This is a genomic window from Stenotrophomonas sp. LC732, assembly GCF_052446685.1.
GTDB classification, from domain to species: domain Bacteria; phylum Pseudomonadota; class Gammaproteobacteria; order Xanthomonadales; family Xanthomonadaceae; genus Stenotrophomonas; species Stenotrophomonas muris.
Map to the genome: position 1 here is coordinate 3,897,417 of NZ_CP199214.1, position 15,012 is coordinate 3,912,428.

The following is a 15,012-nucleotide window of genomic DNA, read 5'->3' on the forward strand; positions in this document are numbered from 1 at the left end:
CGCGTTGTTCAACCGTTTGTCATCTGGTCCAGCGGAGCCAGCGGCTCCGCTCTACAGGACCGCGATTACCAGCTGCCGGTGGTCTTGAACTCGGCGATGCCCTTCTTGAAGGCACCTTCGATGTCGTTGTCCCAACCGCCGGTGGCGTTGACCTTGCTGATCAGCTCGCCCTGGGTGTTGGCGAAGTGGGCGTGCAGGCCTTCTTCGAACGCCAGCAGCTTGTTGACCGGCACGTCGTCGAGGTAACCCTCGTTGACGGCGTAGATCGACAGCGCCTGGTTGGCAATCGACATCGGCGCGTACTGCTTCTGCTTCATCAGCTCGGTGACGCGCTGGCCACGCTCCAGCTGCTTGCGGGTCGCTTCGTCCAGGTCCGAGGCGAACTGCGCGAACGCAGCCAGCTCGCGGTACTGGGCCAGCGAGATGCGGATGCCGCCCGACAGCTTCTTGATGATCTTGGTCTGGGCCGAGCCACCGACGCGCGACACCGAGATACCGGCGTTCACGGCCGGGCGGATGCCGGCGTTGAACAGGTCGGTTTCCAGGAAGATCTGGCCGTCGGTGATCGAGATCACGTTGGTCGGAACGAAGGCGGACACGTCGCCGGCCTGGGTCTCGATGATCGGCAGCGCGGTCAGCGAACCGGTCTTGCCGGTGACCTTGCCTTCGGTGAACTTCTCGACGTATTCCTCGGACACGCGGGCAGCGCGCTCGAGCAGACGGGAGTGCAGGTAGAACACGTCACCCGGGTAGGCTTCACGGCCCGGCGGACGCTTCAGCAGCAGCGAGATCTGGCGGTAGGCAACGGCCTGCTTGGACAGATCGTCGTACACGATCAGCGCGTCTTCGCCGCGGTCCATGAAGTACTCACCCATGGTGCAGCCCGAGTAGGCGCTGATGTACTGCATGGCAGCCGATTCGGAAGCGGTCGCGGCCACCACGATGGTGTGGGCCAGCGCGCCGTTCTCTTCCAGCTTGCGCACGATGTTGGCGATGGTCGACGCCTTCTGGCCGATCGCAACGTACACGCACTTGATGCCGGTGCCCTTCTGGTTGATCACCGCATCGATCGCCATGGCGGTCTTGCCGGTCTGGCGGTCACCGATGATCAGCTCGCGCTGGCCACGGCCGATCGGGATCATCGAGTCGACCGACTTGTAACCGGTCTGCACCGGCTGGTCGACCGACTTGCGCCAGATCACGCCCGGAGCAACGCGTTCCACCGGAGCGGTCAGGTCGGTGCCCAGCGGGCCCTTGCCGTCGATCGGCTCGCCCAGCGCGTTCACGACGCGGCCCAGCAGTTCCGGGCCGACCGGCACTTCCAGGATGCGGCCGGTGGTCTTGGCGACGTCGCCTTCGCGCAGGTGCTCGTAGTCACCCAGGACCACGGCGCCGACCGAGTCGCGCTCCAGGTTCAGGGCCAGGGCGAAGGTGTTGTTCGGCAGTTCGATCATTTCGCCCTGCATCACGTCGGCCAGACCGAAGATGCGCACGATGCCGTCGGACACGCTGGTCACGGTGCCTTCGTTGCGCGATTCCGCGGCCAGCTTGACCTTCTCGATGCGGTTCTTGATCAGTTCGCTGATTTCGGAGGGGTTGAGCGTGGTTGCCATCGTCAAGTCCTAGTGCCGGCAGCGGGGCCGGACGTTAAATGAATTCAGTTAGCGAGCGCGGTCTGCAGACGGGCCAGCTTGCCCTTCAGCGAACCATCGATGACCACGTCGCCGGCGTCGATCACGGCGCCGCCGATCAGCGAAGCATCGACCGCGGTGGTCACGTCGACCTCGCGGTTGAAGCGCTTGCGCAGCGCGACCTTGATCGCGTCCAGCTCGCCGGCCGACAGCTCGGAAGCCGAGGTCACCGTGGCCTTGACCACGTGCTCGGCTTCGGCGCGCAGGGCGTCGAACATGCCGGAGATTTCCGGCAGCAGCGGCAGACGATGCGATTCGGCCAGGATGGCCAGGAAGCGCGAGTAGGTCTCGCCGTGCGACACCGGCGCCAGCAGGGCGACGGCGTCGTCACGACCCAGCTCCGGGTTGGCGAGCAGGGCCGCCACGCGCGGGTCGGCGGCGACGTGGGCGGAGAACGCCAGGGCGTCCGACCACGGCGCGAACGCACCTTCGTCGCGCGCGGTCGCGAACGCGGCGCGGGCGTACGGGCGGGCAAGCGTGAGGGCCTGGCTCATCCTTAGATCTCCGAGGCCAGCTCGTCGAGCAGCGCCTTGTGGGCGTTGGCGTCGATTTCGCGCTTGAGCAGCTTTTCGGCACCGGTCACGGCCAGCGCGGACACCTGCTTGCGCAGATCTTCACGGGCACGGTTGGCGGCGGCGTCGATTTCAGCCTGGGCCAGTTCCTTCTGACGGGTGGCTTCGGTGATCGCTTCGTTACGGGCTGCATCAACGATCTGGTTGGCACGCGCGTGGGCCTGATCGATGATCTCGTTGGCCTTGGTGCGGGCTTCCTTCAGCGCTTCGTTGACCTTCTCCTGCGCCTGGGCCAGATCTTTCTGGCTGCGGTCGGCAGCAGCGAGGCCTTCAGCAATCTTCTGCTGGCGCTCTTCGATCGCGTTCATCAGCGGCGGCCAGATCTTGGTCGCGATGATCCAGATCAGACCAGCGAAGGCCAGCGCCTGCGCAAGAAGGGTGAAATTGATATTCATGGTTAGCTCGATCGCTGGTTTCGGGGTGGACGTGCCGCCGAAGCGGCACATCCGGCCTTCATCCGAAACCGGGTGCATCAGCACCCGGTCGTCTCAAACCGCTGTATCAGCCGGCCAGAGCCTTGGTGACGGCGCCAGCAAAGGCAGCCGACAGCGGGTTGGCGAAGGCCAGCAGCAGGCCAACGGCGACCGAGATGATGAACGCGGCGTCGATCAGGCCGGCGGTGATGAACATGCGGACCTGCAGGACCGGGATCAGTTCCGGCTGGCGCGCGGCCGACTCCAGGAACTTACCAGCCATGATGGCCAGACCCAGACCGGCGCCCAGCGCGGCCAGGCCGATCATGATGCCGACGGCAAGGGCGGTGGAGCTCTGAATCTGCGCGAAGTTGGTCAGGACGGCGAAGTACATGGTTATCTCCAGGAACTTAAGTTGCTAAGGGTGATGAAACGGATGAAGGTTGAAACGCGTTGAAGCTTGAAACTCAGTGAGCGTCTTCCGACAGGCTCAGGTACACGATCGACAGCATCATGAAGATGAAGGCCTGCAGCGGGATCACCAGCAGGTGGAACAGCATCCAGCCGAGGCCGAACACACCACCCGCGATGGCACCGAAGAAACCGGCACCACCCAGCACCCAGATCAGCAGGAACACGATTTCGCCGCCGAACATGTTGCCGAACAGTCGCATCGCCAGCGAGATCGGCTTGCTCAGCCACTCGACGATGTTGAGGATCAGGTTGAACGGCATCATCCACTTGCCGAACGGCGCCGTCAGGAATTCCTTGACGAAGCCGACCAGGCCCTTGGACTTGAGCGCGAAGAACAGCATCAGGAAGAACACGCTGATGGCCATGCCGAGGGTGGCATTGACGTCAGCGGTCGGCACCGGCTTCCAGTAGTGCACGCCCACCCATTCCAGCGGCTTGGCGATGAAATCGGCCGGGATCATCTTCAGCAGATTCATCAACAGGATCCAGAAGAAGATCGTGATGGCGATCGGCGTGACCAGCTTGCTCTTGCCGTGGTAGGTGTCCTTGGCCTGGCGGTCGACGAACTCCAGGCAGATCTCGACGAAGGCCTGCCACTTGCCCGGCACGCCGGCGGTGGCCTTGCGGGTCCCCAGCCAGAACGCGACAACGATCACCAGGCCCATCAGGACGGCGGTGAGGAAGGTATCGACGTGGATATGCCAGAACATACCCTCACCCTTGCCGACCGGTGCGGTCAGGTTGTGCAGGTGATGCTGGATGTAGCTGGTAGGGGTTAGAGCCTCGCCCGCCATGTGTCCGGAACCTTCAGTTAATTGAATTCTGTCAACGCCTGGCCATGGCCAGGACCTGGAACATCAAGCCGACGGCGATACCGGCCAACAGCGCCAATGCAGGCAGCTTGAAGACCAGGAACCCCACCAGCAGGACGCCGAAAACCACGACCCACTTGGCCACGATCGCAATGATCAGGCGAGCCATCGCCGATCCTGCGGCCACCGCACCACCGCCCAGAGCCATCCGTGCCGCAACCCAGCCGCCGGCCGAAATGGCCACACCGGACGCCAGCGCGCCGAGGGCATACTTCGGACCTACCAGCAGGAAGGCCAGGGCCAGGACAGCCACCGCGGCCAGCGGGTAGACCGCGGCGCGCAGCATCAGTCGCCGACCCGCATCAACGGAGTTCAGCACAGGACGTCCCGCGTGGTTGCAAGTGGAGGGCTGAGGCGGCTACAGCAGGGGGGCCTCATCGAGCCGCCAAATTATAGCAATGGGACAATTTGCGAGACAACCGCTGCCTGTTCATCCCTGGAAGCCGCAAGTTGCGGTAACGGTTACATTTTTGCGTGCCACCCTGGGGACAATGACGTCCGCGTGATGCTGCACCGCAGTATTGAACTTTGGTCGCAGGCGCGGAACTTTCGCTGGATGCGCCGGTCCGATCTTTCGACCTGCCTGCAGCAACCTCGTCGACGCTCCGCCCCGCAGGTCCCACGATGGCCCCGAAGCCCGTCTCCGGGGCCATCTTTTTGCGTCGTCGCGACAGGGCTGAACCGTGCACACTCCGTGGACCATACGTTCACGGATGGTGGACGGCGGCGTCCGGCACAGTGGTCTTCATTCTGATGAACCACTGCAAGGACTCTTCGATGCGCCCCGTACCCACCCTGCTCGCCCTTTCCCTGCTCGCTGCCGGCGCCTCGTTCGCCAATGCCGCCCACGCCGCCGAAGGCGACGACCGCTTCGCCATCCGTCTGGGTGCGATGAACATCGATTCGGACAACACGCTGCGCGGCAGCACCACCGTGGCCGGCCAGGACATCTCCCTGGACCAGGACTTCAAGCTGGGTGGCAAGGAATGGGAGCCGCGCATCGACGGCATGTTCCGCATCAGCAACCGTCAGCGCCTGCTGTTCAACTACTTCAAGTACGACAAGGACCGTCGCGAGACGCTTGACCAGGGCATTTCCTTCGGCGGTGAGAGCGTGCCGGCCGGCAGCTTCGTGAAGGGCGAGCTGAAGTACCAGGTGGCCAGCCTGGTCTATGACTACTCGGTCGTCGATACCGACACCTTCGACCTGGGCCTGCAGATCGGTGGCGAGTACGCCAAGGTCAGCACCAAGGGCTACGCGGACCTGGGCACGGTGTATGAAGGCCAGTTCCTCAACGAGAAGGCCGATGGCGTGGCACCGGTGGTGGGTGCGCGCATGACCTTCACTCCGTCCGAGCGCTGGATGATCACGCTGCAGGGCCAGTACCTGAACACGCGCTGGGGCAGTTTCGATGACTACAAGGGCGACCTGAGCCGCGCCAATGCGATCGTCGATTACCGCTTCACCAAGAACTTCGGTGTGTTCGCCGGCTACGACTGGTTCAAGCTGGACGTGGACAAGAAGGGCAGCGACGGCACGGTCGGCCTGAAGCAGGAATTCAAGGGCCCGGTGGCCGGTATCAGCTTCGTGTTCTGATCCCCTGCCCCTTCCACGGCATCTTCTCTCCTGGCGCGGCCTCCGGAACATCGGGGCCGCGTTTTTTGTGGGTTGCTGGCAGAGAGCAGAAGCGGGGTTGGTCGAGCGCTGGAGGGAGCGGGGGCTGCGTGCGAATGTCCCCCGGCGCCGGCCTGCGGCCGACGCCTCCTCCTTTACTTCGCACACAACCCCCGCTCCCTCCGCGTGTCAGGCATCCAGGCGGCCCAGGCACTGGCTCTCGACTATCCGCAAGCCGAGCCGCTGCGTGGGTGGCAGTTGCCGTAGACGCAGGCGTGGTCGAGCGCTGGGGGAAGAGGGGCTTGCGTGCGAATGTCCCCCGGCGCCGGCCTACGGCCGGCGCCTCCTCCTTTACTTCGCACACAAGCCCCTCTTCCCTCGCGTGTCAGGCATCCAGGCGGGCCAGGCTGTGGCTCTCGACTATCCGCAAGCCGAGCCGCTGCGCGGGTGGCAGGCGTTTGGACAAAGTAAAGGAGGAGGCGACCGCCGAAGGCGGACGACGGGGGACATTTGTCCAGACGCCTGCCACCCGCACAGCGGCCCAGACCTTCGCGGTGGCAGTTGCCGTAGACGCAGGCGTGGTCGAGCGCCGGAGGGAGAGGGCATCCGGGCGGCTTTGGCACTGCTCTCGACCGTCCGCAAGCCGAGCCGCTGCGCGGGTGGCGGGCATTTCGACAAAGTAAAGGAGGAGGCGACCGCCGCAGGCGGACGACGGGGGACATTTGTCGAAATGCCTGCCACCCGTGCAGTGGCCCCACCCTTTGCTGCAGCACTGATCGAAGAAAAAAAGCCCCGGCAGATGCCAGGGCTTTTCGTTCGGAACGGCGCGGACGCCTTACTTCTTCTTCGGCATGTACAGATCGGTGATCGTGCCGTCGTAGATTTCCGAGGCCATCGCCACCGACTCGCTCAGCGTCGGATGCGCATGGATGGTGTGGCCGATGTCTTCCGCTTCCGCCCCCATCTCGATGGCCAGGCCGATCTCGGCCAGCAGGTCGCCGGCATGCACGCCGACGATCGCGCCACCGATGATGCGGTGGGTCTCTTCGTCGAAGATCAGCTTGGTGAAGCCCTCGGTGCGACCGATGCCGATCGCGCGGCCACTGGCGGCCCACGGGAACTTGGCCACGCCGACCTTCAGGCCCTTGGCCTTGGCTTCGGTCTCGGTCACGCCGACCCAGGCGATTTCCGGGTTGGTGTAGGCCACCGACGGAATCACGCGGGCGACCCACTCCTTCTTGTGGCCGGCTGCCACTTCAGCGGCCAGCTTGCCCTCGTGCGTGGCCTTGTGGGCCAGCATCGGGTTGCCGACGATGTCGCCGATGGCAAAGATGTGCGGCACGTTGGTACGCATCTGCCGATCGACCGGGATGAAGCCGCGGTCGGTGACCTGCACGCCGGCCTTCTCGGCATCGATCTTCTTGCCGTTCGGCGAGCGGCCCACGGCCACCAGCACGCGGTCGAAGGTGCCTTGCGCCAGCGCAGGCGCCTGGCCTTCCTCGGCGGCTTCGAAGGTCACGGTGATGCCCTTGGCATCGGCGGTGACGCCCGAGGCCTTGGTCTTCAGGTGCACCTCGATGCCCTGCTTCTTCAGGCGGTCGGCCAGCGGCTTGACCAGGTCCTTGTCGGCGCCCGGCATCAGCTGGTCCATGAACTCGACCACGGTGACCTTGCTGCCCAGCGCGCTGTACACGGTGGCCATTTCCAGGCCGATGATGCCGCCGCCGACGACCAGCAGCGAGCCCGGCACTTCGGCCAGCTCCAGCGCATCGGTGGAATCCATCACGCGCTTGTCGTCCCACGGGAAGTTCGGCAGCTTCACCGCCTGCGAACCGGCGGCGATGATGCACTTCTGGAAGCGCAGCAGCTGGGTGCTGCCATCAGCAGCGGTGATCTCCAGCTCGTTGGCCGAAACAAACCTGCCGACGCCCTGCACGTTGCGGACCTTGCGCTGCTTGGCCATCCCGGCCAGGCCCTTGGTCAGCTGGTTGACGACCTTTTCCTTGTACGCGCGCAGCTTGTCCAGGGTAATGGTCGGCTTGCCGAACTCGACGCCGAAATCACCGGCGTGGGCCACTTCGTCGATGACCGCGGCGGCGTGCAGCAGCGCCTTGGACGGGATGCAGCCGACATTGAGGCAGACGCCGCCGAGGCTGGCGTAACGTTCGACCAGCACCGTATCCAGGCCGACGTCGGCGGCGCGGAAGGCCGCGGTGTAGCCGCCCGGGCCGGAGCCCAGCACGACCATCTCGCATTCGATGTCGGCCGGCTTGCCGCTGGACAGCGCCGGCTTCGGCGCAGCCGGTTCGGCCGGGGCGCGGTGCGACGGGGTCACCGGCGGCTTGCTGGCCGGGGCGGCCGGAGCCGGCGCGGCGGCCTTGGCCGGGGCTTCGGCGGCGCCTTCAGCGTCCAGCACCACGACCACGGCGCCTTCGGACAGGGTGTCGCCCAGCTTGACCTTGATTTCCTTGACCACGCCGGCGGCCGAGGACGGCACTTCCAGGGTGGCCTTGTCCGACTCCAGGGTCACCAGACCCTGATCCTTCTTCACCGTGTCGCCAACGGCGACCAACACTTCGATCACCGGCACATCGCTGTAATCGCCGATGTCGGGAACCTTGACTTCAATCGTGGCCATGGTGGGTTTTCCTCGTGCCCGCCCGGCGGCGCCGGCGGGCTGTCACTGCATCTGTTCACGCGGCCGCGCCAGGGGCTGCGGCCGCACGGTGGGGGCGAAGCGGTGCCTTACAGCAGCACGCGGCGCATGTCGGCCAGTACCTGCGACAGGTACGTGGTGAAGCGTGCGGCCAGTGCGCCGTCGATGACGCGGTGGTCGTAGCTCAGCGACAGCGGCAGCATCAGCTTCGGTGCGAATTCCTTGCCGTTCCAGACCGGCTGGATGGACGACTTGGAGACGCCGAGGATGGCCACTTCCGGTGCGTTGACGATCGGGGTGAACGCGGTGCCGCCGATGCCGCCCAACGAGCTGATCGAGAAGCAGCCGCCGCTCATGTCCGCCGGGCCCAGCTTGCCGTCGCGTGCCTTCTTGGCCAGTTCGCCGGTTTCCTGCGCGATCTGCACCACGCCCTTCTTGTCCACGTCGCGGATGACCGGCACGACCAGGCCGTTCGGCGTGTCGGCGGCGAAACCGATGTGGAAGTACTTCTTCAGGGTCAGGTTTTCACCGCTGGCATCGAGCGAGGCGTTGAATTCCGGGAACTTCTTCAGCGCTGCGGCGCTGGCCTTGATCAGGAAGGCGAGCATGGTCAGCTTGATGCCGGCCTTCTCGTTCTCCTTGTTCAACGCCACGCGCAGGCCTTCCAGGTCGGTGATGTCGGCCTGCTCGAACTGGGTGACGTGCGGGATCATGGCCCAGTTGCGGGCCAGGTTCGCACCGGAGATCTTCTTGATGCGCGACAGCGGCTGGACTTCGGTCTCGCCGAACTTGCTGAAGTCGACCTTCGGCCACGGCAGCAGGTTCAGGCCACCACCAGCGGCGACGGCGCCACCGGCAGCGGCCGGCACGCCACCGCTGAGCGCGGCCTTGACGAACTTCTGTACGTCACCCTTGGTGATGCGGCCACCCTTCTCGGTGCCGTTGATCTGCAGCAGGTCCACGCCCAGCTCGCGGGCGAACACGCGCACCGCCGGGGTGGCGTACGGCACCTTGGCCGGCAACACGCCATCGGCATTGAACTGCACCGGCGGGCTGGACGGGGTACCGGCCGAGGCGATCTCGCGGGCCGCCAGCTTGTCCGGCTGCGCCGGCACAGCGACCGGCTCGACCTTGGTGGCGGTCTCTGCGGCAGCCGGAGCGGCAGCTGCAGCGGCCTTGGTCGGCGCCGGCGCGCCAGCACCCTCGGCTTCGATGATGGCAACCACGTCGCCTTGCGACAGATTGTCGCCCACCTTGACCTTGATCTCCTTGACCACGCCGGCGACAGACGACGGCACTTCCATGGTGGCCTTGTCGCTTTCCAGCGTGACCAGGCCCTGGTCCTTCTTGACCGTATCGCCCACGGCGACCAGCACTTCGATGACCGGAATGCCGGCGTAGTCGCCGATGTCCGGCACCAAGGCTTCAACCGCACCACCGCGGGCAGCCGGAGCGGCCGGCGCAGCTGCGGCCGGCGCGCTCTGGGTGGCGGCAGCCGGGGCAGCGGCCTTGGCCGGTGCCGGTGCCGGTGCCGGTGCCGGTGCGGCAGCGGCCGGCTTGGCGGCTTCGGCTTCGCCTTCGGCCACTTCGATCAGGGCCACGACCTTGCCTTCGGACAGGCTGTCGCCCACTTTGACCTTGAGCTCCTTGACCACGCCCGCCACCGAGGACGGCACTTCCATGGTCGCCTTGTCGCTTTCCAGCGTCACCAGGCCCTGGTCCTTCTTGACCGTGTCGCCGACGGCGACAAGCACCTCGATTACCGGGATATCGCTGTAGTCACCGATATCGGGGACAAGTGCTTCCTTGATTTCGGCCATGGGGATAACTCCGGCAATCTGGTGTAGGGAAACGTCTATTGTGCGGCCAGCGGGGTCCAGCGCCAACCGTTACAGGTGTTTTCAGTACGCACGCAGCCGGGACAGGCTGTTGCCCATGGGTCGGGTGCGCGACCAGTCGGTAGCGTATTGTCCAGGCGATGTCCGCTTCATGTCGCCCGCGCGTCGGCCACCGGCTGCCAGGCCTGGCGCAGGCGCGGCAACGACCACGCCGCATTGGCAGGGCTGGTCGACGGCAGCGCGACCACCTTCGGCGGGGCCTCCAGCCGCGGCAACACCCAGCGCTGGAATGCCTGCAATGACGCGCCGCCATTGCAGCCGATCAGCGTCAGCTCAGGCAACGTGACGATCAGTTCCGGCAGTGCATTGGCCACTTCCGTGCCACGCACGATGTCCGCATCCAGGCTGCCGCGCCGCTCGCAGCGCCCGATCACATCCCACAGGCCGATGCCTGCGGCGTTCAACGCCTGCAGCCGTTGCGCATAGGGCAGATCCGCGTCGAAACCGCAGATATCGGCCATCAGCGGCCAGAAGCGGTTGCGAGGATGCGCGTAGTAGCGCTGCTCCTGCAGGGATGCCACGCCTGGCATCGAGCCCAGCAGCAGCACCCGGCATCCCACGTTCACCTGCGCTGGCAGGCCAATGCACAACGTTGCTGCGCTCACATCTTCTCCAACTGCATGAATGTCGGCGAGAGCAGAAAACGCCATGAATAAAGGCATTCCGCACCCGTCGCTGAACAAGGAAAACTATTTTTTAACGTGCGTCGGATTCGATTCATGTTGGGGCGACTACGGTGTGCTCGCCCCGCAACCGGGGGCCCAAAACAAGAAACATTAGGAGATACCCCCATGCGCTCCATCCGTATCCTGAGTCTCGCCCTGCTGACCTCCGCCGCCTTCGCGCCGGCCGCTTTCGCCCAGGACAGCAGCACCACCGATACCGCTTCGGGCAAGCATTTTGCCGTTGTTGGCGGCATCTCGCTGCTGGAGCCGAAGAACGACCCGATCACCGGCGTGAAGAAGACCGACGGTGGCCCGGCGCCGACCGTCAGCTTCAGCTACTACATCAACGACAACTGGGCCGTTGAGCTGTGGGGCGCTGCCGACAAGTTCGACAACAAGTTCAAGGGCCCGAACAACGCCCGCCTGGGTTCGGTCGAGCAGCAGCCGGTCGCGCTGAGCGGCCAGTACCACTTCGGCCAGGCCGACAACGTGTTCCGCCCGTTCGTGGGCGTGGGCTACTACCAGTCGAGCTTCAGCAACGAGAAGCTGGGCAACGGTGCTGACACCGACATCCGCTTCAAGGATGCCAAGGGCGTGATCGGCACCGTCGGCGTCGACATGAACATCAACTCCACCTGGTTCGCCCGCGCTGACGCCCGGTACATGCGCGCCCGCCCGGACATCAAGGTCGGCGGCGAGAAGATCGGCGAAGCCAAGATGGATCCGTGGACCGTCGGCTTCGGCATCGGCGCCCGCTTCTGATCCAGGCAGCACCTGCTTCACTGATGCAACGCGACGGGCCCTTCGGGGCCCGTCGTCGTTTCCGTCACCCGCGTTCCGCGTGTAGAGCCGAGCCCATGCTCGGCTGCTTTTTTGTAGAGTCGAGCCAAGCCCCCTATCCCGAGTCGAGCGGCGGGCTCCGCGCGCATTGCGATGCGTTACGTTCAATGGCGCCCACGGTCAAGGGTGGCACGGCTCGGCTCTACAGACACAGGACGCGGAGACACGATGGACGACGTCGACCTGCTGGTGATCGGTGGCGGCATCAATGGCGCCGGCATCGCCCGTGACGCCAGCGGTCGCGGCCTGCGCGTGCTGCTGTGCGAACAGCATGACCTGGCCGCGCACACCTCCAGCGCCAGCAGCAAGCTGATCCACGGCGGCCTGCGCTACCTGGAGCAGGGCGAGTTTGGGCTGGTGCGCAAGGCGCTGGGTGAACGCGAGGTGGTGCGCCGGCAGGCGCCCCATCTGGTCCATCCGCTGCGCTTCGTCCTGCCGTGGGAACCGCACCTGCGCCCGCGCTGGATGCTGCGCGCGGGGCTGTGGCTGTACGACCATCTGGGCCGGCGCAGCCCCGCCTTCCCCGCGTCACGCGCACTGGAACTGCAACACGATCCGCTCGGCCAGTGGCTCTCCCCGGCGCTGCGGCAGGCCTTCAGCTACGCCGATGCGCAGGTCGATGACGCGCGGCTGGTACTGCTCAACGCCCTGGATGCCGCGCAGCGGGGCGCACAGGTGCAGGTGCGCAGCCGCTGCATCGACCTGCACCCCGTGCAGGGCCGGTGGCGGGCTGTTCTGGAATCCGCCGATGGCCAGCGGCACCCCGTGAATGCCCGCGCCGTGGTCAATGCGGCGGGCCCGTGGGCCGGGGGCCTGCTGGAACGGATGCAGGCGCGCAGCGGCGGCCCTGCGCTGCGCCTGGTGCAGGGCAGCCACATCGTGCTGCGCAGGCCGTGGCCCGATGACAGCGCCTGCCTGCTGCAGCAGCCCGACGGGCGGGTGGTGTTCCTGCTGCCTTTCGCCCACGACCATCTGCTGGTGGGCACCACCGATACCGACTATCGCGGTGACCCGGCGCGCTGCAGCGTGCTGCCTTCCGAGGTGACCTACCTGTGCGAAGCGGCCAATCGCTACCTGCGTGACCCCATCGCCCCGGACGAGGTGGTCTGGGCGTTCGCCGGTGTCCGTCCATTGCTGGCCGACCCGGATCCGCGCGCAGCGCAGCTGAGCCGCGACTACCGCCTGCAGGTGCAGGTGGACCCGGCACCGGCGCTGCATGTACTGGGCGGCAAGCTGACCACCTACCGGGTGCTGGCCGAGGAGGCACTGGACCTGCTGCGCCCTGCCCTGCCACAGATGGGACCGGCCTGGACGGCGCGCGGAGACCCGCTGCCGGGCAGCGACTGGGGCGACGCCGCACAGGCGTGCTCGCGCCTGCTGGCGCTGGCACCGTGGTTGCCCGCAGGTATCGCGCGACGCTGGGCCGGGGCCTATGGCAGTCGCAGCGCGGGACTGCTGCAGGGTGTACACGGCCTGCACGATCTGGGCGAGGACTTCGGCGGTGGCCTGCATGCACGCGAAGTGGACTTCCTGCGCGAACGCGAGTGGGCGTGTGACACCGACGATATCCTGTGGCGCCGGAGCAAGCTGGGGTTGCGCCTGGATGCTGCGCAGGTGGCACGGCTGCAGGCGTGGATGGAGGGTCGGATCCCTTTCCCACGGAAAGGGCTCTGACCCCCGTGTTGCCACGTGTGCCAACCCAGGTTGGCAGCTCTACCAGGGCAGCCGCGCGCGACGCGATCGATGCATTAGGATTTCCCCATCGCCATTGGAGACGCTGCATGACGCCCCGCTACGTGCTGGCCATCGACCAGGGCACCACCAGTTCGCGCGCGATCCTGTTCGACCGCGCCGGCGACATCGTCGGCAGCGCGCAGCGCGAGTTCGCGCAGATCTTCCCGCAGCCCGGCTGGGTCGAGCATGACCCCCGCGAGATCCTTACCAGCGTCTATGCCACATTGACCGAACTGCTCAGCCGCGGGCAGATCGACCCACGCCATATCGCCGCGCTGGGCATCACCAACCAGCGCGAAACCACCGTGGTCTGGGACCGTGCCACCGGCCAGCCGATCCACAACGCCATCGTCTGGCAATCGCGGCAGAGCCACGCCATCTGCGAGCGGCTGAAGTCCGACGGGCATGAAGCACTGATCCGCGAGCGGACCGGGCTGCTGATCGACGCCTATTTCTCCGCGACCAAGGTGCGCTGGATCCTCGACCACGTGGATGGTGCGCAGCAGCGCGCCGAACGTGGTGAGCTGCTGTTCGGCACCATCGACAGCTGGCTGGTGTGGAACCTCAGCGGTGGCCAGGCACATGTGACTGACTACAGCAATGCGGCGCGCACGCTGCTGTTCAACATCCACACGCTGGACTGGGATGACGACCTGCTGGCCCTGCTGGACATTCCGCGCGCGATGCTGCCGCAGGTGCGCGACTCCAGCGCGGTGTACGCACACACCCGGCCGCAGTTCTTCTTCGACCACCCGATCCCCATCGCCGGCATCGCCGGTGACCAGCAGGCGGCGCTGTTCGGCCAGGCTTGTTTCCAGCCGGGCATGGTCAAGAACACCTATGGCACCGGTTGCTTCATGTTGATGCACACCGGCGCGCAGGCGGTGCGGTCGCGCAACGGCCTGCTGACCACCATTGCCTGGGGCCTGGACGGGCGCGTGGAGTACGCGCTGGAGGGTTCGATCTTCATCGCCGGCTCGGTGGTGCAGTGGCTGCGCGATGGACTACGCATGATCGAACGCGCCAGCGACAGCCAGGCGCTGGCTGCGCAGGTGCCCGACAGTGGCGGCGCCTACCTGGTGCCGGCGTTCGTCGGCCTCGGCGCGCCCTATTGGCGCAGTGATGTGCGCGGTGCGATGTTCGGCCTGACCCGCGGCACCCGCAAGGCGCACTTCGTGCGCGCCGCGCTGGAAGCGATGGCCTACCAGACCCGCGATGTACTCGATGCGATGCAGTCCGATGCGGGTATCGCGCTGACCGAGCTGCGCGCTGATGGCGGTGCGATCGGCAACGACTTCCTGGCCGGTTTCCAGGCCGACATTCTCGGTGTGCCGCTGCTGCGGCCGCGACTGACCGAGACCACCGCGCTGGGTGCGGCCTATCTGGCCGGCCTGGCAGTGGGGTTCTGGAACAGCCGCGAACAGATCGCCGCGCAATGGGGCCTGGACCGGCGCTTCGAGCCACGGATGGAGGTGGCCCGGCGCGAGAAACTGTATGCGGGATGGCAGCAGGCGGTGGCCGCGACCCTCGCCTTCCACGTCGATTGAAACGGCAATGCCCTGCCCTGCTGCGGCACGTGGAGT

At 66.1% G+C, this 15,012-nt stretch carries 13 protein-coding genes; 4 read left to right on the forward strand and 9 right to left on the reverse strand.

Going from position 1 to position 15,012, the window contains the following annotated elements; translation table 11 throughout:
• Window positions 1-65: 65 nt before the first annotated feature.
• From atpA to ACT6SE_RS18420, 6 genes are all read right to left on the reverse strand, one after another.
• Complete coding sequence (gene atpA, locus ACT6SE_RS18395; RefSeq protein WP_005419511.1) at window positions 66-1,613, reverse strand: F0F1 ATP synthase subunit alpha; 1,548 nt, start codon at window positions 1,611-1,613, stop codon at window positions 66-68.
• A gap of 44 nt (window positions 1,614-1,657) precedes the next feature.
• Complete coding sequence (locus ACT6SE_RS18400; protein ID WP_032129048.1) at window positions 1,658-2,185, reverse strand: F0F1 ATP synthase subunit delta; 528 nt, start codon at window positions 2,183-2,185, stop codon at window positions 1,658-1,660.
• Window positions 2,186-2,187: 2 nt separating this feature from the next.
• Window positions 2,188-2,658: a F0F1 ATP synthase subunit B gene (locus ACT6SE_RS18405; RefSeq protein ID WP_005419512.1), complete on the reverse strand. Its 471-nt coding sequence runs from the start codon at window positions 2,656-2,658 to the stop codon at window positions 2,188-2,190.
• Between the two features lie 106 nt (window positions 2,659-2,764).
• Complete coding sequence (gene atpE / locus ACT6SE_RS18410) at window positions 2,765-3,070, reverse strand: F0F1 ATP synthase subunit C (protein ID WP_005411133.1); 306 nt, start codon at window positions 3,068-3,070, stop codon at window positions 2,765-2,767.
• Window positions 3,071-3,143: 73 nt separating this feature from the next.
• Window positions 3,144-3,944: a F0F1 ATP synthase subunit A gene (gene atpB / locus ACT6SE_RS18415; protein WP_014038569.1), complete on the reverse strand. Its 801-nt coding sequence runs from the start codon at window positions 3,942-3,944 to the stop codon at window positions 3,144-3,146.
• A 31-nt stretch (window positions 3,945-3,975) separates the two neighbouring features.
• The gene (locus ACT6SE_RS18420) at window positions 3,976-4,341 is read right to left on the reverse strand and encodes a hypothetical protein (RefSeq protein ID WP_014648497.1); all 366 of its coding nucleotides are present in this window, start codon (window positions 4,339-4,341) and stop codon (window positions 3,976-3,978) included.
• Window positions 4,342-4,799: 458 nt separating this feature from the next.
• On the opposite strand from ACT6SE_RS18420, the gene ACT6SE_RS18425 reads away from it, so the two are divergent.
• Entirely contained in the window at window positions 4,800-5,618 is an 819-nt protein-coding gene (locus ACT6SE_RS18425) for a hypothetical protein (RefSeq protein ID WP_046432636.1), read from the forward strand.
• An 853-nt stretch (window positions 5,619-6,471) separates the two neighbouring features.
• Here ACT6SE_RS18425 and lpdA read toward each other — a convergent pair.
• From lpdA to ACT6SE_RS18440, 3 genes are all read right to left on the reverse strand, one after another.
• Entirely contained in the window at window positions 6,472-8,274 is a 1,803-nt protein-coding gene (lpdA, locus tag ACT6SE_RS18430) for a dihydrolipoyl dehydrogenase (protein WP_046432640.1), read from the reverse strand.
• A 107-nt stretch (window positions 8,275-8,381) separates the two neighbouring features.
• Window positions 8,382-10,112 carry a dihydrolipoyllysine-residue acetyltransferase gene (gene aceF, locus ACT6SE_RS18435; protein WP_046432643.1) on the reverse strand — a complete coding sequence of 577 codons (1,731 nt, stop codon included), beginning with the start codon at window positions 10,110-10,112 and terminating at the stop codon, window positions 8,382-8,384.
• A 167-nt stretch (window positions 10,113-10,279) separates the two neighbouring features.
• Window positions 10,280-10,795, reverse strand: a complete 516-nt coding sequence (locus tag ACT6SE_RS18440) for a DNA-deoxyinosine glycosylase (protein WP_046432646.1) — start codon at window positions 10,793-10,795, stop codon at window positions 10,280-10,282.
• Window positions 10,796-10,981: 186 nt separating this feature from the next.
• Between ACT6SE_RS18440 and ACT6SE_RS18445 the strand changes: the two genes are divergently transcribed.
• From ACT6SE_RS18445 to glpK, 3 genes are all read left to right on the forward strand, one after another.
• Complete coding sequence (locus ACT6SE_RS18445) at window positions 10,982-11,617, forward strand: OmpW/AlkL family protein (RefSeq protein ID WP_014648503.1); 636 nt, start codon at window positions 10,982-10,984, stop codon at window positions 11,615-11,617.
• 246 nt (window positions 11,618-11,863) lie between these two features.
• Window positions 11,864-13,369: a glycerol-3-phosphate dehydrogenase gene (glpD, locus tag ACT6SE_RS18450; protein ID WP_046432648.1), complete on the forward strand. Its 1,506-nt coding sequence runs from the start codon at window positions 11,864-11,866 to the stop codon at window positions 13,367-13,369.
• A 107-nt stretch (window positions 13,370-13,476) separates the two neighbouring features.
• Window positions 13,477-14,976 (forward strand): glycerol kinase GlpK, encoded by a 1,500-nt coding sequence (glpK, locus tag ACT6SE_RS18455; protein ID WP_046432650.1) that lies wholly within the window; start codon window positions 13,477-13,479, stop codon window positions 14,974-14,976.
• The last annotated feature ends 36 nt before the right edge of the window (window positions 14,977-15,012 follow it).